We start from the raw sequence: 21391 nt of genomic DNA on the forward strand, positions 1-21391 counted from the left end.
AAAAATGATCGACGTGCAAAACGTTGTTGCCGGCTACACCCGCGACGTGGACATTCTGCGCGGCTTGTCGCTGCATGCAGGCCAATCTGAAATCGTGACGCTGCTGGGACCCAACGGTTGCGGCAAATCGACCTTGCTGAAAACCATCGCCGGCTACCTCAAGCCGCGCGAAGGCCAGGTCGTGCTGAAAGGCAAAGACATCTCGCGCTTTCCCGTGCACGAGAAAATTCTGCGTCACGGCCTGGGCTTCGTACCGCAAACCGAGAACGTGTTCACGGCGTTGTCGGTGCGCGAAAACCTGCTGGTGGGCGGCAATGCGCTGGACAAGGCGCAGTGCCTGGCGCGCGTGCGCACCTTGTGCGAACACTACCCCGTGCTGCAACGCAAGCTGGATGCGCCCGCCGCGTCGTTATCGGGCGGCGAACGGCAAATCCTGGCGCTGGCGCGCGCGCTGATGCCTTCGCCGGGCCTGTTGCTGCTGGACGAGCCATCGGCCGGGCTGTCACCCAAGACGCTGGGCGAAGTGTTCGAAGCCATCCAGCGCATCCGCGCCAAGGAAGGCGTGACGATACTGATGGTGGAGCAAAACGCCATGGAAGCGCTGCGCATTTCCGACCGCGCGTACGTGCTATCGATGGGCACGGTGGCCATCACCGGGCAGGCCGAGGCGTTGATGAACGACGCAAAGGTGCGCGAACTGTACCTGGGCGGCCGCGCGGCGTAGGCCCGTTCAGCCGTCTTCCCGCATGCGGTGCATGGCGACCAGGTTTTTCTTGGTTTCGATGATGTGCGCTTCCACCAGGCGCGCGGCCAACGCGCCGTCCTGCGCACGACAGGCTTCCAGGATGCGGTAGTGATCCGCCTGCGGCCCTTCCTTGCCGGTCGCCTGCGACATCATCTCGTGCGTGTAGCGGTCCGTGTTCAGGCCGTATTCCTCGATCAGCCGACGCAGCCGCGTGTTGTTTGCCGGCGCGCAAAGCGCCAGGTGAAAACGGCGGTTCAGCTCGGCCCACTCCGACACCGAATCGGCCTCGTCGTAGGCCTTCAGGATGGCTTCCAAGGTGTCCAGGTCAGCCCGCGCCATGTTGGGCACGGCCGCGCGCACCGCGTAGCCTTCCAGCGCGATGCGGATGTCCAGCAGCTCACAGATCTGGTCCACGTCCATGCGGATGACGACCGCGCCCCGGTTCAGGTGATACGCCACCAGCCCTTCGGTTTCCAGCTGGCGCAACGCTTCGCGCACCGGAATGCGGCTGGCCTGAAAGCGCGTGGCCAGCGCATCCTGCTTTAGCGGCGTGCCCGCGGGCAAGGCGCCCGTCAGGATCTCATAGCGCAACTGGTCGCGGATGCGGTGCGGCAAGGCCTGGGCTTTACTGGACGTGCCCTTCGTTTTGGTGATGCTCATGACTCTCGGGTATCTATGGGGCGAAGGACGGCGGCCTGCGGCAAACGTCGATGAAAGTGGATCCAACGGCGGGCTCCCATCGTAGCCGAACGAACCGGGATCGGGAACCGCCGCCGTCCACGCAGGGCATGGCGAGTGTCTGCGCCGTTTTTCAGGGACACCATCATGACGCGGGCCTGATCCGGATACAGCGCCAGACCCGGCATCCCGCCTGGCTTTACGCGTCCGTCCGCCCAATCTGATCCGCTTTTTTATTCAATTTCTGAATCTGTACTGCATCGCGCTGCGGATCTACCGTTCGACAGGTAGGACACCCGTTTATCAGGAAGACCGCTATGCATGGCGACGCGCTATTGCTTGCCCGAATACAGTTTGGGTTCACCATTTCATTTCACATCGTTTTTCCCGCCATCACGATCGGCCTGGCCAGCTACCTGGCGGTGCTGGAAGGCTTCTGGCTGCGCACGGGCAAAACCGTCTATCGCGACCTGTATCACTTCTGGACCAAGATCTTTGCCGTCAACTTCGGCATGGGCGTGGTGTCCGGCCTGGTGATGGCGTACCAGTTCGGCACCAACTGGAGTTTTTTCTCGGACTTCGCAGGCAGCGTGACGGGGCCGCTGCTGCGTACGAAGTGCTGACCGCCTTTTTCCTGGAAGCCGGCTTCCTGGGCGTGATGCTGTTCGGCTGGACGCGCGTCGGCCCGGGCCTGCACTTTTTCTCGACCATCATGGTGGCGCTGGGCACGCTGGTGTCGGCCACGTGGATCCTGGCGTCAAACAGCTGGATGCAAACGCCGGCCGGCTACGAGATCCTGGACGGGCGCGTCGTGCCCACCGACTGGCTGGCCGTGATCTTCAACCCCTCGTTTCCGTATCGCCTGGCGCACATGGGCATCGCCGCCTTCCTGGCGACCGCGTTGATGGTGGGCGCGTCCGGCGCGTGGCACTTGCTGCGCGGCGACCGCAGCCCCGCCGTGAAGAAGATGTTCGCCATGGCCATGGGCATGCTGCTGCTGGTGGCGCCGCTGCAAGCGGTGGTGGGCGACTTTCATGGCCTCAATACCCTGAAGCACCAACCCGCGAAGATCGCCGCCATTGAAGGCCATTGGGACAACGAACCGGGCGCGGGCGTGCCGCTGACGCTGTTCGGCATTCCCGACATGGCGCGCGAAGAAACGCGCTTTGCGCTTAACGTGCCGCGCTTGGGCAGCCTGATCCTGACGCATAGCTGGGACGGCCAGTTCCCGGGGCTGAAGTCCTATCCGCCCGAAGACCGCCCCAATGCCACCGTGGTGTTCTGGTCGTTTCGCATCATGGCCGGGCTGGGCATGCTGATGATTCTGCTGGCCGGCTGGGCGCTGTGGACGCGCTGGCGCGGGCGGCTGTACGAGTCGCGCGCGCTGCAACGCTTTGCGCTGTGGATGGGGCCGTCCGGCATTGTCGCCATGCTGGCCGGCTGGTACGTCACCGAGATCGGCCGTCAACCCTGGATCGTCTACGGCGTGATGCGTACGGCCGACGCGGCCACGCCGCATGGCGTTGGCGAACTGACGTTGACGCTGGGCCTGTTCGTGGCGGTCTACCTGCTGGTGTTCGGCGCGGGCGTGTCGTACATGCTGCGCCTGATCCGCATGGGCCCCAGCCCCGCGCCCGGCCACGCGCCGCTGTCGGGTGGCCCGGGTGAAGCGCGCCAGCCGTCACGCCCGCTGTCCGCCGCGTCCACGCTGGCGGGGGTGGAACCCGCGCCGCACAACCGTTCCGGAGTCTGACGCCATGGGCATCGACCTTGCATTGATATGGGCCGTCATCATTTTGTTCGGCGTGATGATGTACGTGGTGATGGACGGCTTCGACCTGGGCATCGGCATTCTGTTTCCGCTGATCCGCATCCGCGATGAACGCGACGTCATGGTCAACACCGTGGCCCCCGTCTGGGACGGCAACGAGACCTGGCTGGTGCTGGGCGGGGCGGGGCTGATGGCGGCGTTTCCGTTGGCGTATGCGGTGATCCTCAGCGCGCTGCACCTGCCGCTGGTGTTCATGCTGCTGGGCCTGGTGTTTCGCGGCGTGGCGTTCGAATTCCGATTCAAGGCCGACGAACATCATCGCCCTTATTGGGACCTGGCCTTTGTCTTTGGCTCGGTCACCGCCACGTTCTTCCAGGGCGTGACGCTGGGCGCCTACATCGAAGGGATTCCGGTGGTGGGGCGCGCCTTTCACGGCGGCGCGTGGGACTGGGTCAGCCCGTTCTCGCTGTTCACCGGCGTGGGGCTGGTGGTGGGCTATGCCTTGCTGGGCTGCACCTGGCTGATCATGAAAACCGAAGGTCGGCTGCATCGCCACATGTGCGATATCGCCCGGCCGCTGACGTTGACGCTGCTGGCCGTGATCGCGGTGCTTAGCGTGTGGACGCCGCTGGCGCAGCCGCAGATTGCGCAGCGCTGGTTCAGCCTGCCCAATATGTTCTGGTTTTTCCCGGTGCCGGTGCTGGTGGCCGCCGCCGGCTTCGAGCTGATCCGGCGCGTGCGCGCCACGCCCGCCGCCGGGCCGTTCATGCTGTCGCTGGCGCTGGTGTTTCTGGCCTACACGGGCCTGGGCATCAGCATCTGGCCCGCCATCATTCCGCCTGACGTCTCCATCTGGACGGCCTCCGCGCCGCCGCAAAGCCAGGGCTTCGCGCTGGTCGGCGCGTTGCTGATCATTCCGATTATCCTGGCCTACACGGCGTGGTCGTACTACGTGTTTCGCGGCAAGGTCCGCACCGGCGAGGAGTTCCATTGATGCGTGTCTGGACAACATCTGCCTGGCCGCGCCGCCTGCTGTGGCTGGCGCTGCTGTGGGCCGCCAGCGTCGCCACCTTGGGCGTGGCGGCCTACGCGCTGCGGCTTCTGATGCGCGCCATCGGCATGTCGACATGACGGCGCACCGTCACACCCGTGTACCGCAACCGCCCTCTTTTTCCCCTTTTTGAAACGACACCGCCATGAAGCGCTATGAACGGTTGACCGAAGACATCACCGCCTCCATCAGTTCCGGCTTGCTGCAAGTCGGCGACCGCCTGCCCTCGGTGCGGCAGACCAGCACCAGCCGGGGCGTCAGCCCGTCAACGGTGTTCAAGGCCTATTACCTGCTGGAAGCGCGCGGCCTGATCCGCGCGCGCGATCGGTCCGGCTACTACGTGCTGCGCGCCCCGCACGCCGCGCTACCGGAACCCGACGCCCTGTCCAGCGCCACCGCCGGGCGTCACCCGGTGGACGTCAGCGACAACGTGCTGCAAGTGCTTAACGCCACGCTGCGCCGCGACATGGTGCCGTTTGGCTCGGCCTTTCCCAGCCCGTCGCTGCTGCCCTACGCGCGGCTGGGCAAGTTCATGGCGTCGGCGGCGCAGCGGCTGGATCCGTGGGGTTCCATTGACGACCTCAGCCCGGGCGACGCGGCGCTGCGCCGCGCCATTGCATTGCGCTATCTGGCCGATGGCCTGTCGGTGCCGGTGGACGACATCATCATCACCAACGGCGCGCTGGACGCGCTGAACCTCAGCCTGGCGGCGGTGACCCAGCCGGGCGATGCGGTCATCGTCGAATCCCCCACCTTCTATGCCGCGCTGCAATCGTTGGAGCGCAACCAGTTGCACGCCATCGAAGTGGCCACGCATCCGCGTGAAGGCATCGACCTGCAAGCGCTGGAACGCGCCATCGTGCAGCACCGTCCGCGCGCCTGCTGGCTGATGACCACGTTTCAGAACCCGCTGGGCAGCCTGATGCCCGACAGCAAGAAAGAAGCGCTGGTCAAGCTGCTGACGCGCCACGGCGTGGCGCTGATTGAAGACGACGTTTACGGCGAGCTGTACTTTGGCGAACACCGGCCGCGCCCGGCCAAGGCGTTCGACAAGGAAGGCATCGTGATGCATTGCTCGTCGTTCTCGAAGACGCTGGCGCCGGGTTATCGCGTGGGCTGGGTGGCGGGGGGACGCTACACCCGGCAGATCATGCGCAACAAGCTGACCACCAGCCTGGCCACCGCCGCGCCCACCCAGGCCGCCATCGCCGCCTATCTGGAAAAAGGCGGCTACGACCGCCACCTGCGCCAGTTCCGGCAGGCGCTGGCATTGCAGCAGGGCGAACTATTGCAGGCCGTGGCGCGCTACTTTCCCAAAGGCACGCGCGCCACGCGCCCGGCCGGCGGCTACTTCGTGTGGGTGGAGCTGCCCGAGCATATCGACACGCTGAAGGTGCATCGGGCGGCATTGGATCACGGCATCAGCATTGCACCAGGGCCGTTGTTTTCGTCATCGGGCGCGTTCGGAAATTTCATGCGTCTTAACCACGGGCACCCCTGGAGCGTCGACATGGAACAAGGCATGGTGACGTTGGGCAAGCTGATGGCTGGAGGGTAATACGGCGTGCCGGTTGAGAACGACCGGCAGGCGCTCAGCGCCGCGTGTCGGCGCCCGCGCGCGCGGCTTCCACGTCCTGCATCAGGCTGGCTGCTTCGTGACGCAAAGGCATCACCACCCGGCCTTGGCGGTCGATAGCGCCCCATTGGCCGCCCGCCATGTAGTAGTGCTCGCCCCCGGCGGCAGGCACCTTGCGGCAGCCCTGGCACACCACGGCCAGCCCGCCTTCAAAACGGTCGACCCAATCGTAAGGCGTCGTGATGACGCGATTGAGCTGGGCGTCGTAATACGCCATGCCGCCTGACCACGGCCCGCGCGTCAGCCCGTCTTCAAAGTCGTCGGCGAAATTGTCGTACGTGACCACGGCCACGGACTTGCCGTCGGGCCGTACCCATCGCCATGACCCGTGCGTGTATGCCGGCGACAAGCCGTCTGCGTTGAAATCCATGCGCCCCAGCGCCTGGGCAGCGAAGGTCAGCGTGTCGCCGTCAACGCGCGCGCAATGGTCTTCGGATTCCAGCGAGCCGCCCTCGTGCTTGGCGGCGTACAGGCATTGCAGGGGATAGGACGAAACGGGGTCGGCGGCAGGGGCGGCGGGCGCGGCGGCCAGCAGGGCAAGCAACAGGGTCGTCAACATGGCGGCGATCCTAGCATGTTGGCCGGGGCCCGCAAGCCCCGGTGTACGGCGCGCCGGGACGGCAAGGCTGTGATGCGCGGGTGCGATCGGCGGCCCGGCGGCCGCTATCCCCCCCTGTGCGTCAGTTCGCCGTCGCGCCCGAATCCTTCACCGCTTTCGCCCAGGCCGCGATCTCGCTCTGGATGAACGTGCCGAACGCGGCGGTGTTCAGGGTGGACGCGGCCGCGCCTTCTTCCATCAGGCGCTGCTTGACCGCGGGCGCGGCCAGCGCACCGCTTAACGCCGCATTCAGCTTGTTGACCACCTCGGGCGGCGTGCCGGCCGGCGCAACCACGCCGTGCCACGACACCGCCTGGAAGCCGGGCAGGCCGGACTCGGCCATCGTCGGCACGTCGGGCATGGCCGGCGAACGCTCGGGCGAGGTCACCGCCAGCGCGCGCAGCGTGCCTGCCTTCACGTGCGGCAACACGCCCGGAATGGTGGTGAACATAAAGTCGATCTGACCGCCGATCAAATCCGTGATGGCCGGGCTGCCGCCCTTGTACGGCACGTGCGTGAATTGCAGCTTGGCCGCGCTCTTGAACATCTCGCCTGCCAGATGGCCAGGCGTGCCGGCGCCCGCCGATCCCATGTTTGTCTTGTCGCCCTGCCCGCGCAGGTAGGCGATCAATTCCTGCACGCTGGCCGCCTTGACGTTGGGCCCGATGACCAGCACGTTGGGCACCGTGGCCAACAGCGTGACGGGCGTGAAGTCCTTCACCGCGTCATACGAAATGCGCGAGTACAACGACGGGTTGATGCCATGCGTGCTGGCGGTAGCCAGCAGCAGCGTGTAGCCGTCCGGCGCGGAAGAGGCCACCTGCTTGGCCGCGATGGTGCCGTTGGCGCCGCCCTTGTTGTCGATGACGATGGTCTGGCCCAGCGTCTTGGCCGCTTGCGCCGCAACCGTGCGCGCCAGGATGTCGGACGTGCCCCCGGCGGAATGCGGCACCACCAGCGTGATGGGCTTGGTCGGGAAAGATTGCGCGTGCGCCACCGGCAACGCCGGCAGCAAACAGGCGGCCAGCGCAACGCGCGCCAGCAGTCGGGTTTGGATCATTGAAGTCTCCTCGTTTGTCATTGGATGCGGCGCCCTCGCCGGGGCGCCGTCATGCCCGCGTGGCGCGGGTGGGGTCGGGTCAGATCAATCGGAGCCCAGTTGCAGCTTGTTCGGCTGGCGCTTTTCGATAGACCACTTCAGCAGCGCCGCCGAACGGTAGATACCGTGCGCGAACTTGCCGTAGGGCAGCGTCAGGAACAGGGCCATCACCACGCCCAGGTGTATGGCCAACAACAGCGCCATCGCGCCGCCATCGCGCCCGGCAAGCAAGGCCAGCCCCGTGGCGCTGGTCAGGAACAGCAGCACGATGAAGCCGCGATCCATCGGCTTCTGTGCCGCGTCGCCCTGTTGCGGATGGCGCTTGATGTTCAACCACAGCAAACCGGCCGGCCCGATCAGCAAGCCGATGCCCCCGGCCGTGCCCAGCAACACCGGCGCGCTCAGCAACGGATACGGCGCCTGCTGATTCAGCAGATAGTGGTACAGCGTGGCCACGCAGGTGGCGGCAAAACACAGCATGAAGCCGTAAAAGGTGAAGTGATGAAAACGCCGGCGCCACAAGGTGAACGCATCGTCGGCGTTGTTGCAGCCCTTGCCGTGGCCGCCGTCCAGATAGCGCAGGCGCAGCGCGTCGTGCGCAGCCTCGGCCACCGCCGCGCCGGATGCCGCCCCCGGGCTGACGTTGCGCCAGAAGCGCGTGACGCCCACGCCCAAGGCCAACATCGAAAAACCAAACACCACGCCGAACATCAGCGCCAGCGTGTTGTGCGGGAACACGGCGTAGAAATTGCCGGCCATGGGTTCATGAAACAAGCCGCCCGCCATCAACACGGCCAGCACCAGGAACAGCGCCAGACCCGCGGCGGTGGCCAGCGACAAGGCCAGGCCGTTGCGCTTGTACAGCGAGCCCAGCGCGGCCGGCCAGGCGTAATCGGTGTAGGTCTGCACCCGCACCTTGGCCATGGCCTGAGGCACGTTCACCGCAAATTCATGTGGCGGCGCGTACTGGCACGCGTGCAGACAGGCGCCGCAGTTGTGGCACAGGTTGGCCAGGTAGTTCAGGTCGGCCTTGCCGAATTCCAGGCGGCGCGTCATGGCGGGAAACACCGCGCAAAAGCCTTCGCAATAGCGGCAGGCGTTGCAGATCTGCATAACGCGCGCCACTTCGGTTTCGTCTTCGGTCAATGCGTCCGCTTGCGGCTTGGCGTTCTTGCCGCGCCACTGGACGGGGTGTTCGACCATGGCGGCGGGCATCGCGGGTTGCTCGGCCACGGCGGGGCTGCCGGGCGTCGAAGCATGCGGGGTGGAAAACGACTGGGCCTCGCGGGCCAGGGCTTCAAGCTGCTTCATGTCGTGCTCTTTGCAAGGGTCTGGGCGCGCGCGGCGGCGGCGGCCCGGGTGCCGGCAATGCGGCCGAACGCCGTGCCGATGGACATGCCCACGCCGGCCGTATAGCCCTTGCCCAGCACGTTGCCGGCCATCATCTCGCCGGCCACGAACAGGTTGTCGCTGGGCACGTCGTTAAAGCGCACGGCGGCGGTGTCGTCCACCTTCAAGCCCAGATAGGTAAAGGTGATGCCGGGGCGCAGCGCGTAGCCGTAGAACGGCGCGGTGTCGATGGGCCGTGCCCAATGCGTCTTGGCGGGCGCGATGCCTTCTGTGTGGCAGTCGTCCAGCGCGGTGTGGTCAAAGGTACCGACACGGCACGCGGCGTTGTAGTCGCGCAAGGTCTGTGCAAAGGTGGCCGGGTCCAGCCCCAGCTTGTCGGCCAGTTCGGGCAGCGTGTCCGCCTTCACGCCCGGAAACACGGGCGGCATGAAGCGGCCGATGGCCTTGGCGTCGATGATGGAATAGGCGATCTGCCCGGGCTGCATGGCGGTCAGCCGGCCCCAGATGGCATAGCGCTTGGGCCAGAAGTCTTCGCCTTCGTCGTAAAAGCGCACGGCGTCGCGGTTGACCACCACGCCCAGCGACACGCAGTCGATGCGCGTACAGATGCCGCCGTCGTACAGCGGCGCGCGCGCGTCGATTGCCACGCAGTGCGATTGCGAGGGGTCGCCGATGCCGTCCGCCCCCGCGTCCAGCATGAATTTCAGCAGCACGCCCATGTTGAAGCGCGTGCCACGGATCAGGAAATTGTCGGCCGGCCATTCGCCGCGTTCGTTCTGGCCCCAGGCCTCGCGCAGCCATTCGCGGTTGGACTCGAAGCCACCCGCCGCCAGCACACAGGCGCGCGCCTCGATGCGTTCGTCGCCGATGCGGGCGGCCTTGAAACGACCGTCTTCCAGCTCCAGCGCATCGACCGGCGCGTTGTAGCGGATCTGCACGCCCAGCGCTTCGGCACTGCGGTAATACGCGTTCACCAGCGCTTTGCCGCCACCCATGAAAAAGGCGTTGGTGCGCGCCACATGCAGCGCGCCCGACAGCGGCGGCTGGAAGTTCACGCCATGGCGGCGCATCCAGTCGCGGCACGTGGACGATTCGCGGATGACCAGGCGCGCCAGAGGTTCGTTGGTCTGTCCGCCTGTGACTTTCAGCAGGTCTTGCCAGTATTCCTCTTCGGGATAGGCGTCGATCAACACGTCTTGCGGCGCATCGTGCATGCAGCGCAGATTGCGCGTGTGCTGCGAATTGCCGCCGCGCCATTCGCGCGGCGCGGCTTCCAGCAGCAACACACTGGCGCCGGCCTCGCGCGCCATCAGGGCCGCGCACAGCGCCGCGTTGCCCCCTCCCACCACCAAGACGTCCACCATGCCATCGCCCCCAATTCAATGGGCTGACTGTACTGACGGGGCGGCGTCCGCGATATCAGGCGGGCGTCAACGGGTCTTCACGAATCGTGAAGGGCCACGACGGCCCATTTACCCTGTTGCGCCAGCGTGCGCGAGACGTCGGCCAGCACCAGGCGCGCGGCCAGCGCGGCGGGCGACAGTTCGTCGTCGGACAGGCTGACCAGCAGATTGGGGCGGAACAAGTGGGCGTCGTCGATGCGGGCCATGTGCAACTGCCCGGGCGCAATACGCGCCGTGGCGGAGCTGGGCTGGATGGTGGCGGCGCTGCCCAGCTGCACCACGTCCATCAACAGCGACAAGCCATCCACCTCGGCCACCACGCGCGGCGTCTGGCCCAGTTGCAGGAAGGCGTTGTTGACCAGCGCGCGCAAGCCATGGCGGCCGCTGGGCAGCACCAAGGGCAGATGCGCAATGTCGGCCAGCCGCGTCGTGTCGCCGCCCGGCACCCCGGGCATGTCGCGACGCGCGCACAGGAACAGCGGCTCGTCCAGCAGCGGCATGATGCTCCAACGGCGCGCGGATTCGGCCTGGAACACGATGGCCAGGTCCAGCAACCGGCCGTTAAGCATGTCGGCCAGGTGGCCCGACAGCGCCTCGACCAGATGCAGCCGGATGTCCGGGTAGCGTTCGTTCATGGCTTGCAGGAACGGCGCGCCCAAAATGGCGGCGGTGGTTGATGACAGGCCCACGCTGACGTGGCCGGCCAGCCGCGCCTGTTGCGCGGCCTGCACGGCGTCATCCGCGTGGCGCAAGGCCAGCTGCGCCTGCCGAAAAAACGCCAGCCCGGCATCGGTCGGCACCACGCCGCTGGCGCTGCGCTGCAACAGCCGCGTCGACAGTTCGCCCTCCAACCGGCTGATCTGCTGACTGAGGGCCGACGTGACCATGCCGATGGACATCGCCGCGCGGCCGATGCTGCCGGCCTCGACCACGCGCACGAAGTAACGCAGCTGGCGCAGTTCCATGCCTAGCTCGGAATGGTCAGGCCCCGCACCACGGCAGGGCGCGCGACAAACGTTTCCAGCACGCGGGCCACGTTCGCAAACTGCGGGAAGCCGACCAGCTCGCCCGCTTCGTAGAAGCCGACCAGGTTGCGTACCCACGGGAAGATGGCGATGTCGGCAATGGTGTATTCATCGCCCATGACCCAGTCGCGGCCTTCCAGGCGCTGGTCCAGCACGCCCAGAAGGCGCTTGGCCTCGGCCACGTAGCGGTCGCGCGGGCGCTTGTCTTCGTAGTCCTTGCCAGCGAATTTATGAAAGAACCCCAGCTGGCCGAACATGGGGCCGATGCCGCCCATCTGGAACATCAGCCATTGCAGCGTCTCGTAGCGTTCGGCCGTGTCCGTCGGGATGAACTGGCCGGTCTTGCTGGCCAGGTAGATCAGGATGGCGCCCGACTCGAACAGCGCCAGCGGCTTGCCGCCCGGGCCGTTGGGATCAAGGATGGCCGGGATCTTGTTGTTGGGGCTAAGGGACAGGAATTCCGGAGAAAACTGGTCTTGCTTGTCGAAAGCCACCCGATGGGGCTCGTAGGGCAGGCCGATTTCTTCCAGCAGGATCGACACCTTCACGCCGTTGGGCGTGGGCAGCGAATACAGCTGGATGCGGTCGGGATGCTGGGCGGGCCACTTCTTGGTGATGGCGAACGAGTCTAGGGAGGTCATGCGGGGTTTCTCCAGAGGAGGCGGACATCGGGTTGGGGAATTGCGCCGACAATCCTAGCGCATACGGGTGGAAATCCGCCTGAAAATTACCGGCGGGCGGGGTGGGCGGGGCGGGCGCATCTGCCTGCCGGGGCGGGGCCTGCGGCTAGCGCGCCCCGAGCCTGGACACGCGCAGCAAGGCCCAACGCACCGCCGTCGTCGCCAGGGCAATGGGCAGCACCAAGGGCCATTGCGCCAGAAACAGTTCACGCGTGGCCTCGCCCCACGCCCAGGTGTTGCCGAACACGATCGGCGCGGGCGGCGCCAGGTAAAGCGCCAGCAGCGCCGCCGCAAACGTCGCCGAAAGCGTCGCGACCGCGCGGCCCGCCACGGTCAGGCGGGCACCGGCCAGGCGCTCGGCAAGGGTCAACAGCAGCAGCCCGGCCAGCCCCGCCAGCACGGCGTCGGCGTAGAAATCGCGAGGTCCGTAGAGGTAAGGCGCGTCGGGCACCGCCCAGCCGTAGGCGCCCGTGGTCAACAGCGACGTCAGGCAAGCGCCAAAGAGCGCGGCGGCGCCGGCCAACAGCAGGTAATCGCAGAGTCGGGGTAGAAGTTTGAGCATGAAGGCTGGGGTGGGATCGGTGGGAAAACGGCGAACGGGCGAAGCATGCCACAGGTGGTGGCGGATGCGGCGGCGCTGGGATGAGGACGTGGCGTGGCGGGTCGGTCGCGTCGGTCGGGTCGGCTGCGCGATGGGACGGTCGGCGGCGACATCTGCAACTGCGCTACATTGATCGGCGTTCCGCCTTCGCCACGTCCCATCCATGCGCGCGCCCCGCTTGCTGTTGACCTTGTTGCTGGCCACCGCCCTGCCCTGGCCGGGCATGACCGTTTCGTACGCCGCCCCGATAGCCACCGCCTCGACGTTTCCGGCAGCCGTGCTGGCCGATCAGCGCTACGGCCCCGACCCCGCCCAGATCGCCGATGTCTATCTGCCCGATGCATCGACACAGCACGGCCGACCCGCCCCCGTGCTGGTCGTGGTGCACGGCGGCTCATGGAAAGGCGGCGACAAGGCCACGCCCGACGTCGTGCAGGACAAGCTGGCCTACTGGCTGCCCCGGGGCTACGCCGTGGTCTCGGTCAACACGCGGCTGATGCCGCAAGCCCGCCCGGCCGCGCAAGCCGAAGACCTGGGGCGGGCCATCGCGTGGATCGGCCAGCAGGCCGCCCGCTGGCACGCCGACCCGGACAACCTGTTCGTCATGGGCCATTCCTCAGGCGGCCACCTGTTGACCTTGCTGGCCGCCGACGCCGCGATGCGCCAGCGCACGGGCGCCCCCTTGTGGCGGGCCAGCATCATCCTGGACGGGGCGGGCTTCGATCTGCTGGACGTCATGCCGCGCCCGCACGCCCCGTTTTACGACGAGGCCTTCGGCGCGGACCCCGCCGAATGGGCGCAGGCCTCGCCCGCCGCGCAACTGACCGGGCCACAGCCGCCCGCGCTGTTCGTCTGTTCCACATTGCGGCCCGACCCGTGCCGACGGGCGCAGCGCTACGCCGACCTGTTGACGGCACAAGGCGGCCAAGCCGCGCTGTTCGGCGTTGCCCGCAACCACGCGCAGGTCAACGCCGACGTCGGTGCCGACAACGAGGCCACCCGCGCAATCAACGCCTTCATCACCGCACGACTACAGCGGTAGAAGCCGTCAGCGCGATAGGACGCAGGTGGAACCGATCGGCTGCTATCGGTGGCGATCAAAAACGGTCGCCAGCAATCGGGACCGACAAGCAACAGGCCGCGCGTTCGTGACACAATCTGGCCCGCCTCAATGACGGGCGGGCCGCCCTCGTGCCCGCCACCTCCATGCCCCAGTTCACCCTGCACCGCCTGACCTCGCTGATCCTGACCGCCGCCGGCCTGCTGGCCTTGCCGGGCGCTCACGCCGAACCCGCGACGGTGGGCGATATGCCGCCCCCTATGGCGCCCCCTATGGCGCCCGCCGTGACGCCCGCCGTGCTGCCCCCTGTGCTGCCCGGCGATTCTCAAGCTGCCACACCCGCCGCGCCTTCCGCTGCCGCCCTTACCGAGCCTCCGCCCGGCATGCCCCAGTACGGCCGAGGCACCCATGGCCAGACCCTGACCCTGACACTGCTCAGCGACCACACCAGTGCGCTCGCGCCGCACACGCCGTATCGCCTGTTCCTGACGGGCAAGAAGGAGTTCATTGAAGACACGCCCAGCCAGGACGGCATCCTGCACGGCGTCACCGACGACCAGGGCCGTACCGCCTGGGTCTGGACCGACAAGCCGCACGACCCCGACGACTTCACGCTGATCCGACGCGTCGGCGACGGCGCGTGGGGCCACTTCTTCCAGCTGCATTCCAGCAGCAGCACCAAAGAACCGGTACCCGCGTGGCCCTACATCCTGACCATGCGCCAGCGCTGGGGCGAGCAATGGGTAGACCTGGGCTACACCACGCGCCAAGGCGCCACGGCCTACTTCAGCCACGACACGCCGGCCGTGCCCATATCCTTGTCCATCGAGTCGCCCGTCACCGACAACCACGCCTGCTTCGACGAACTGGACGCCATCAACCGCAAGTTCAGCCAGGGCGACGTTGACGGCGCACATGCCCTGATCGGCGCGATGCACTGCGCCGCCACGCCGCAACAACAGTTGAACCTGGCGCAATTGCTGTTGATGGTCGGTCGGCAGGACGATGCCCGCCACTGGCTGATGCGGGCACGCGAATGGCGGTTTCCGCAATCCCTGAAACCCGTCGACACCGATTTGCTAAGCGACCGGCTGGACGTAGAGCGGCTGCTGGGCATGCCCGACCTGGCGCTGGCCGATGCCCAAACGCTGCAACAGCGTCAAGCCAAGCTCGCCCGCGCAGGGCGCGCCAGCGACACGGACTGGGCCAACAACATCGCTTATTTTCTGGCGGACTTTCCGGACTACCTGCCCCAAGCCGAAGCCCAGGCGCGGCAATCGATCCGCGAGATGGGGCCGAACGCGTTCAACCAAGGCACCCTGGGCTGGATCCTGAGCCTGCAAGGCCACAGCGAAGAAGGGCTGCGCCTGCTGCATGTGGCGTATCGGGAGCTGTCCCGCAATGAAGAGCTGGTGGCCGACTATGGCCTGGCGCTATGGCAACACGACCGCCCTGAGCAGGCGGTGCGCCTGTGGGACGAGGCGCAGGCGCAATGCGTCTGGGGCCGGCGCCTGCACGACGCCATGCGCCAGGCGCAGTACCCGCACCCCTATTTCCAGCCGGCGGATTCCGACGCGGTCATGGCGTATCGCCAACGTTGCGACGCGCCTCGGACCAAACGCACCCACCGGCAACCGGTCGCCGCCCTATAATTTCTTCTCGCCTTGCCCCGGGGCAGCCGCAGGAGACCACCATGAAATCGACGTTGATTGCCTTGCTGACCACGCTTGCCATCTCTGTCTTGGTAAGCGCTTGCACCAACAGCCCCGGCGGCCCGCCGCATCCCGGCGCCGTCAATCCCTACAGCAGCGGCGGCTTTAACGACGCCGGCCCGAATTACCCCGACACGGGCCGCTGACAAGCCCCCGGCTTTTCCTTGCCCGCGTTGTTGCCGCGTCATTGCCATTGCACGCGGGTCGGTGCGCCAAACGCATAACAGCTTTGTGCCTCGGGTGCATCCCGCCGCAAGCCGGAAATCCTAGACTACCTGCACATCACAGGAGTCAAGGAGAAGGCTTTGCAGCCGCTGTTATCAAACGTGAAAGTGCTGGACCTGAGCCGCATTCTGGCCGGCCCCTGGGCCAGCCAGATCCTGGCCGATCTGGGCGCGGACGTCATCAAGGTCGAGCGGCCGGGCCTGGGCGACGACACCCGGTCCTGGGGCCCGCCTTTCCTGAAAGACGAGCACGGCCAGGACACCACCGACGGCGCCTACTTCATCGCCACCAACCGGGGCAAGCGGTCCATCACGCTGGACTTGCAGACGCCTGAAGGGCAGGCGCTGGTCAAGGACCTGTGCCGCGACGCGGACGTGGTGCTGGAAAACTACAAGGTCGGCACCCTGGCGCGCATGGGTCTGGACTATGACTCGCTGGCCAAGATCAATCCGCGCCTGGTGTATTGCTCGGTCACCGGCTTCGGGCAGACCGGCCCGCGCGCCGCCGAGCCCGCGTACGACTTCCTGATCCAGGCCATGGGCGGGCTGATGAGCGTCACGGGCGAACGCGACGACAAGCCCGGCGGCGGCCCGCAAAAGGTGGGCGTGCCCATCGTGGACCTGACCACCGGCGTCTACGCCGCGCTGGGCATCGTGGCCGCGCTGCTGCGGCGCTCGCAGACGGGCCAGGGCGAGTACATCGACGTCGCCATGCTGGACGTGCAGGTCGGCCTGTTGGCCAACCAGGCCATGAACTTCCTGCTGGGCAACCGCGTGCCGCGCCGCACCGGCACCGCGCATCCGAACATCCAACCGCAACGCACCTTTGTCTGCGCCGATGGCGACATCGTCATTGTCGTGGGCAACGACGCGCAATTTGCCGCGTTGTGCCGCCTGCTGGGCAAGCCCGAGCTGGCGCAAGACCCCCGCTACATCACCAACAGCCAGCGCGTGACGAATCAGGACACGCTGGACCCGATCCTGGACGCCATCTTTCTTACGCAGCCGCGCGCGCACTGGCTGGCAGCGCTAAAAAGCGCCGGCGTGCCGGCCGGGTCGATCAACACCGTGCCTGAAGTGTTCGACGACCCGCAGGTGGCGCACCGCGCCATGTTGCGCCGCCTGCCGCATCCCACCGCCAAGAGCGTGCCGCAAGTGATGAACCCCTTGCGCTTCGCCACGGCGGACCTGCGCGCCGACCGCGCACCGCCCCTGCTGGGGCAACACACCGCCGAAGTGCTTGAAGAACTGGGCATGAGCGCGCAGCAGATTGCCGACCTGCGCCAGCGCAAGATCATTTGAACAAGACGGAGACACGGACATGACCATGCCCGACAACTTGACCGGCCCCTACACCGCGCTGCACGTCACACTTGAAGACGGCGTGGCCGTCATCCTGCTGGCCAACCCGCCGGTGAATGCGCTTAGCACCGACATGATGAACGAGCTGTCCTGGGTGCTGGACCGCATCTCGGAAACGCCCGAGGTGCGCGCCGTGGTGTTGTCCGGCCAGGGCAAGACGTTTTGCGCGGGCGCGGACTTGAAGAACCGCGCCGCCACCATCAAGGGTCCCGGCGACCTGCCGCAGCACTCGCGCCGCACCCGCGAGTGCTTTCATGCCATTCGCGAATGCGCCAAGCCCGTCATCGGCGCCATCAACGGCGCTGCGCTGGGCGCGGGGCTGGCCATCGTGGCCTCGTGCGACATCTTGCTGGCGGCATCGACGGCCGTGGTCGGCCTGCCTGAAATCAACGTCGGCCTGCTGGGCGGTGGACGCCATGGCATGCGGCTGTTCGGCCATTCCCGCTTGCGCCGCATGATGCTGACGGGCTTGCGCGTGGACGGCGACGAGCTCTATCGCCTGGGCATCGTCGAAGCCTCCGTGCCCGCCGACGCCTTGATGGATCGCGCCCTGGAATTGGCGCGCGAGCTGGCGTCCAAGAGCCCCTTGGCCACCGTGCTGGCCAAGCAGACGCTGAACGCCATCGAAGACATGAGCCTGCGCGACGGCTACCGCTACGAACAGGACATGACCGCCGCTATCGGCAAGACCGAAGACGCCCAGGAAGCGCGCCGCGCCTTTCTGGAAAAGCGGGCACCTGTGTTCCAGGGCAGATAAGGGGGAAGACCGATGAGCCGAGCATTAGAGGGCGTCAAAGTCCTGGATTTAAGCCGCGTGTTCTCCGGGCCGTGGGCCGCGCAGATGCTGGCCGACTTTGGCGCCGAGGTCATCAAGGTCGAACGCCCGGGCCGGGGCGACGACGTCCGGCACCAGGGCTATCCGATGCCGGATCGCCATGGCGAACCCAGTCGGCAGACCTCGTCGTTTGTGGCGATGAACCGGGGCAAGAAATCGCTGACCATCGATATCTCCAAGCCCGACGGCCAGGCGCTGGTTCGCCGGCTTGCCGAGCGCGCCGACATCGTCATCGAGAACTTCAAGGCGGGCGACCTGCGCCGCTACGGGCTGGATCACGACGCGCTGTCCAAGGTCAACCCCCGGCTGGTGATTTGCTCGATCACCGGCTTCGGGCAGTCCGGCCCGTACAGCCATCTGCCCGGCTACGACCCGATCTTTCAATCCATGAGCGGGCTGATGAGCGTGACCGGGGTGCCCGATGGCGAACCCGGCGCGGGGCCGGTCAAGGCGGGGTATTCCGTGTCGGACATCACGGCGGGCTTTTACGCGGTGGCGGCCATACTGGCGGCGCTGCACCATCGGGACCAGATCTCCGGCGCAGGCCAGCATATCGACCTGGCCTTGCTGGACGCGCAGATTGCCGCCATGTCGCACATCGGCATGAACTATCTGGCAAGCGGCCAAGTGCCGGCGCGCATGGGGTCGGCCTCGCAGATCACCGCGCCGTTTCGCGCGTTTGCCTGCCGCGATGGGCACCTGATGGTGGCGGTGGGCAACGACACGCAGTTTCGCGCCTTCTGCGCGGTGATCGGGCTGCCCGCGCTGGCCGACGACGCGCGTTTTACCAGCAACCCCAAACGCGCCGCCGCGCAAGCCGAGTTGTCGCGCCTGATCGAGCCGGCCATGCAGGCGCGCACCGCCGGCGAATGGAACGACGCGCTGGCTGCGGCCAACGTGCCCTGCGGCCCGATCTACACGATGGACCAGGTGTTTGAAGACCCGCAGGTACGGCACCGCCAGGTGCTGGGCCGCCTCGCGCATCCTGAACTGGGCGACATGCCCGTCATCAACAACCCCATCCATTTTTCCAAGACGCCGATAGCGCCGGGCCTGCCGCCGCCCCTGCTGGGCGAACACACCGCCGACGTGCTGCGCGCCGAACTGGGGCTGTCCGACGACGAGATCGCGCGCCTGCACGCCGAGGGCATCGTATGAGCAGCGTGGACCCTGCCTTGATCGAAGAAATACGCGACAGCGCGCGTGATCTTCTGTCGCGCCGCGACCAGCGCCAGCGCAAGCGCTCGGCAAGCGGCGCCGATCGCGCCTATTGGCGCCAGATCTCCGACGCCGGCTGGCTCGGCATGAGCGTGCCGGAAGCCATGGGCGGGCTGGGCCTGGGCTGGCACGCGATGGCCGCCGTCATCGAAGAAGCCGGACGCGCGCAATTGCCCGAGCCGCTGGTGGGCGCGGGCGTATTGGGCGCAACCTTGCTCACGACAATCACGCCCCTGCCCGACTCCCCCTTGCGCGACACCCTGCTACAAGCGGCGTGCGATGGGACGCGGATGATGGCGCTGGCCTGGCAAGAAACCGAAGGGCAGCTGGAAGCCGGCGAGGCCGCGGGCGTGTTCGGCGTCAGCGCCACACCGCGCGAAGGCGCCTATGTCTTGAACGGCGAAAAGCGCCATGTCATTGCCGACGCCGCCGTGGACGGCTGGCTGGTAACGGCCGATAGCGAACCAGGCACCCTGCTGTTCTACCTGGCCGCCGGCACGCCCGGCGTTACCGTGCGCCCCCATGCGCGCGCGGACGGCACGCCCGCCTGCCACCTGAGCATCGAATCGGCCATCGTGCCGGCCGAGGCGCTGCTGTCCCAGGACGCTGTGCTGGACGCCGTGGACCATGCCCTGGATTACGGCCGCCTAATGCAATCGGCCGAATTGATCGGCGTGGCGCGGCAGGTGCTGGCCGATACGGTGGTCTACCTGAACACGCGCCAGCAATTCGGCAAGCCGCTGTCATCGTTCCAGGCACTGCAACACCGGCTGGTGGACGCGGCGCTACAGGTGGAGTTGGCGGCCAGCAGTTTGCAGGACGCGTTAACGACATTGGCCGACGCAGCGGACCCGGACGTCGCCACCGCTCGCAAGGTTGCCGCCAGCCGGGTGAAGGCCCGCGCGGCGCGCGCCGGGCTGGACGCCACGCGCCTGGCGATTCAGTTGCACGGCGCCATCGGCTACACCGAGGAATGCGACGTCAGCCTGTATTTTCGCAGCGCCTTGCACCTGGCCGCGTGGCTGGGCAACGCCGCCGCGCATCGTCAACGCTACGGCGCACTGGCTGATGCGCCCTCGCCCCCGGCCGACGACACCGCCCCGCCGTCATCGCCGGGGGAATTTCCCCGCGACGCCGACTGGAACGGCATGCCCGAAGCCGACTTCCGTGCGCTGTTGCGCCGTTTTTTTCACGCGCATTATCCCCAGCACCTGCGGCATGTGCCGTGGCGGCTGCATTGGGATGAGATCAAGCCGTGGTACTTCACGCTGTCGCGCCAGGGCTGGATTGCACCATCGTGGCCGCGCGAGCATGGCGGCATGGCCTTGTCGCCCGCGCGGCAGATCGCCTTCATCGAAGAGGCCGAGCGCCATGGCGTGGCGCGCGCACCCGACCAGGGCCTGGTCATGCTCGGCCCAATCCTGATCCGCTACGGCACCGAGGAACAACGCGCACGGTTCCTGCCGGGCATCCTGTCGGGCAAGGCCGTGTGGGCGCAGGGCTATTCCGAACCCAACGCGGGATCGGACCTGGCGGCGTTGCGGTGCGAAGCCGTGATCGACGGCGACGACCTCATCGTGACCGGGCAAAAGACATGGTCGACGCTGGCGCAGGACGCCACGCACATGTTCATGCTGGTGCGTACCGACAAGACGGTGAAGAAGCAGGCGGGCATCAGCTTCCTGCTGGTGGACCTGGCCAGCCCCGGCATCAGCCGCCGCCCCATCCGCACGCTGTCCGGCCACGAAGAGTTTTGCGAAGTGTTCTTCGATCAGGTGCGTGTGCCGCGCGCCAACCTCGTGGGTGAACTGAACGCCGGCTGGGGTATCGCCAAGGCGCTGCTGGGCTTCGAACGCTTGTTTTCCGGCAGCCCCAAGCACGCGAGCCATGCGCTGCAACAGATCTTCAGCATCGCGCGGCAACGCGGCCTGTTGGCCGACCCCGCCTTTACGGACCGCCTGGCTGAACTGCGGATGGACAGCGCCGACCTGACCGCCATGTACCGCGTGTTTGCCGATATGGCCCGGGCCGGTCGACCGCTGCCGCCGACGTTGTCGCTACTGAAAATCTGGGCCACCGAAACGCATGAGCGACTGGGCGCGCTGCTGATCCAGATTGCCGAGGAATACGGCGGCGCCGACATGCGGCTGGGCTACGGCGATGGGGATCGGGATGGGAATGGCGGCGTGCAGGCGCTGGCGCCCTACCTCAACGCACTGGCCGCCACCATCTTCAGCGGCACCAACGAGATTCAACGCAACATCTACGCCAAACAGGTCCTGGGCCTGGACGGCGCATAACAACATCGCGCCGGCACGACTGGGCGCCATCAGGAGAGAGACA

19 protein-coding genes and 1 pseudogene are annotated in these 21391 nt (G+C 66.9%); 12 read left to right on the forward strand and 8 right to left on the reverse strand.

Annotated features, from left to right (window positions below):
• Positions 1 to 4 precede the first annotated feature (4 nt).
• Positions 5 to 724 (forward strand): ABC transporter ATP-binding protein, encoded by a 720-nt coding sequence (locus tag DVB37_RS24365; RefSeq protein WP_120157631.1) that lies wholly within the window; start codon positions 5 to 7, stop codon positions 722 to 724.
• Between the two features lie 6 nt (positions 725 to 730).
• On the opposite strand, the gene DVB37_RS24370 is transcribed toward DVB37_RS24365, so the two are convergent.
• Entirely contained in the window at positions 731 to 1405 is a 675-nt protein-coding gene (locus tag DVB37_RS24370; RefSeq protein ID WP_046805123.1) for a GntR family transcriptional regulator, read from the reverse strand.
• A 335-nt stretch (positions 1406 to 1740) separates the two neighbouring features.
• On the opposite strand from DVB37_RS24370, the pseudogene DVB37_RS24375 reads away from it, so the two are divergent.
• The 4 genes and pseudogenes from DVB37_RS24375 (at position 1741) to DVB37_RS24390 (ending at position 5803) form a co-directional block, all read left to right on the forward strand.
• Positions 1741 to 3176, forward strand: a pseudogene (locus tag DVB37_RS24375) (cytochrome ubiquinol oxidase subunit I).
• 4 nt (positions 3177 to 3180) lie between these two features.
• The gene (cydB, locus tag DVB37_RS24380) at positions 3181 to 4188 is read left to right on the forward strand and encodes a cytochrome d ubiquinol oxidase subunit II (RefSeq protein ID WP_120157009.1); all 1008 of its coding nucleotides are present in this window, start codon (positions 3181 to 3183) and stop codon (positions 4186 to 4188) included.
• Positions 4188 to 4325, forward strand: coding sequence for a DUF2474 family protein (locus tag DVB37_RS24385; RefSeq protein ID WP_082134497.1), 138 nt, complete (start codon positions 4188 to 4190; stop codon positions 4323 to 4325). The genes cydB and DVB37_RS24385 overlap by 1 nt, the downstream gene beginning before the upstream one ends.
• Positions 4326 to 4390: 65 nt before the next feature.
• Complete coding sequence (locus tag DVB37_RS24390) at positions 4391 to 5803, forward strand: PLP-dependent aminotransferase family protein (protein WP_120157010.1); 1413 nt, start codon at positions 4391 to 4393, stop codon at positions 5801 to 5803.
• Between the two features lie 34 nt (positions 5804 to 5837).
• On the opposite strand, the gene DVB37_RS24395 is transcribed toward DVB37_RS24390, so the two are convergent.
• The 7 genes from DVB37_RS24395 to DVB37_RS24425 all read right to left on the reverse strand — a co-directional run bounded on the left by DVB37_RS24395 (position 5838) and on the right by DVB37_RS24425 (position 12598).
• Complete coding sequence (locus DVB37_RS24395) at positions 5838 to 6440, reverse strand: WG repeat-containing protein (protein ID WP_120157011.1); 603 nt, start codon at positions 6438 to 6440, stop codon at positions 5838 to 5840.
• Positions 6441 to 6561: 121 nt separating this feature from the next.
• The gene (locus DVB37_RS24400) at positions 6562 to 7539 is read right to left on the reverse strand and encodes a tripartite tricarboxylate transporter substrate binding protein (RefSeq protein WP_104141897.1); all 978 of its coding nucleotides are present in this window, start codon (positions 7537 to 7539) and stop codon (positions 6562 to 6564) included.
• Between the two features lie 84 nt (positions 7540 to 7623).
• On the reverse strand, positions 7624 to 8889 hold the full coding sequence (tcuB, locus tag DVB37_RS24405; RefSeq protein WP_046805128.1) for a tricarballylate utilization 4Fe-4S protein TcuB: 1266 nt from the start codon (positions 8887 to 8889) through the stop codon (positions 7624 to 7626).
• Complete coding sequence (tcuA, locus tag DVB37_RS24410) at positions 8886 to 10292, reverse strand: FAD-dependent tricarballylate dehydrogenase TcuA (RefSeq protein ID WP_120157012.1); 1407 nt, start codon at positions 10290 to 10292, stop codon at positions 8886 to 8888. Before tcuA ends, tcuB begins: the two co-directional genes overlap by 4 nt.
• Positions 10293 to 10369: 77 nt before the next feature.
• Complete coding sequence (locus tag DVB37_RS24415) at positions 10370 to 11296, reverse strand: LysR family transcriptional regulator (RefSeq protein ID WP_046805130.1); 927 nt, start codon at positions 11294 to 11296, stop codon at positions 10370 to 10372.
• A 2-nt stretch (positions 11297 to 11298) separates the two neighbouring features.
• Positions 11299 to 11997 carry a glutathione binding-like protein gene (locus DVB37_RS24420; protein WP_104141892.1) on the reverse strand — a complete coding sequence of 233 codons (699 nt, stop codon included), beginning with the start codon at positions 11995 to 11997 and terminating at the stop codon, positions 11299 to 11301.
• 145 nt (positions 11998 to 12142) lie between these two features.
• Positions 12143 to 12598: a hypothetical protein gene (locus DVB37_RS24425; protein WP_120157013.1), complete on the reverse strand. Its 456-nt coding sequence runs from the start codon at positions 12596 to 12598 to the stop codon at positions 12143 to 12145.
• A 202-nt stretch (positions 12599 to 12800) separates the two neighbouring features.
• On the opposite strand from DVB37_RS24425, the gene DVB37_RS24430 reads away from it, so the two are divergent.
• The 7 genes from DVB37_RS24430 to DVB37_RS24455 all read left to right on the forward strand — a co-directional run bounded on the left by DVB37_RS24430 (position 12801) and on the right by DVB37_RS24455 (position 21348).
• Complete coding sequence (locus DVB37_RS24430) at positions 12801 to 13679, forward strand: alpha/beta hydrolase (protein WP_120157014.1); 879 nt, start codon at positions 12801 to 12803, stop codon at positions 13677 to 13679.
• A gap of 164 nt (positions 13680 to 13843) precedes the next feature.
• A complete protein-coding gene (locus tag DVB37_RS24435; protein WP_240433989.1) occupies positions 13844 to 15349 on the forward strand; it encodes a tetratricopeptide repeat protein in 1506 nt (501 codons plus the stop codon).
• Between the two features lie 41 nt (positions 15350 to 15390).
• A complete protein-coding gene (locus DVB37_RS28470; protein WP_162941279.1) occupies positions 15391 to 15555 on the forward strand; it encodes a hypothetical protein in 165 nt (54 codons plus the stop codon).
• A 159-nt stretch (positions 15556 to 15714) separates the two neighbouring features.
• A complete protein-coding gene (locus DVB37_RS24440; RefSeq protein WP_046807679.1) occupies positions 15715 to 16935 on the forward strand; it encodes a CaiB/BaiF CoA-transferase family protein in 1221 nt (406 codons plus the stop codon).
• Positions 16936 to 16954: 19 nt separating this feature from the next.
• Positions 16955 to 17752, forward strand: coding sequence for an enoyl-CoA hydratase/isomerase family protein (locus DVB37_RS24445; protein ID WP_371683092.1), 798 nt, complete (start codon positions 16955 to 16957; stop codon positions 17750 to 17752).
• Between the two features lie 12 nt (positions 17753 to 17764).
• The gene (locus DVB37_RS24450) at positions 17765 to 18988 is read left to right on the forward strand and encodes a CaiB/BaiF CoA-transferase family protein (protein ID WP_120157015.1); all 1224 of its coding nucleotides are present in this window, start codon (positions 17765 to 17767) and stop codon (positions 18986 to 18988) included.
• Positions 18985 to 21348, forward strand: a complete 2364-nt coding sequence (locus tag DVB37_RS24455) for an acyl-CoA dehydrogenase (protein ID WP_120157016.1) — start codon at positions 18985 to 18987, stop codon at positions 21346 to 21348. The genes DVB37_RS24450 and DVB37_RS24455 overlap by 4 nt, the downstream gene beginning before the upstream one ends.
• Positions 21349 to 21391: the final 43 nt, after the last annotated feature.

Origin of the sequence: Achromobacter sp. B7 (assembly GCF_003600685.1) — a bacterium.
In the GTDB taxonomy this organism is placed as follows: Bacteria; Pseudomonadota; Gammaproteobacteria; order Burkholderiales; family Burkholderiaceae_B; genus Achromobacter; species Achromobacter spanius_B.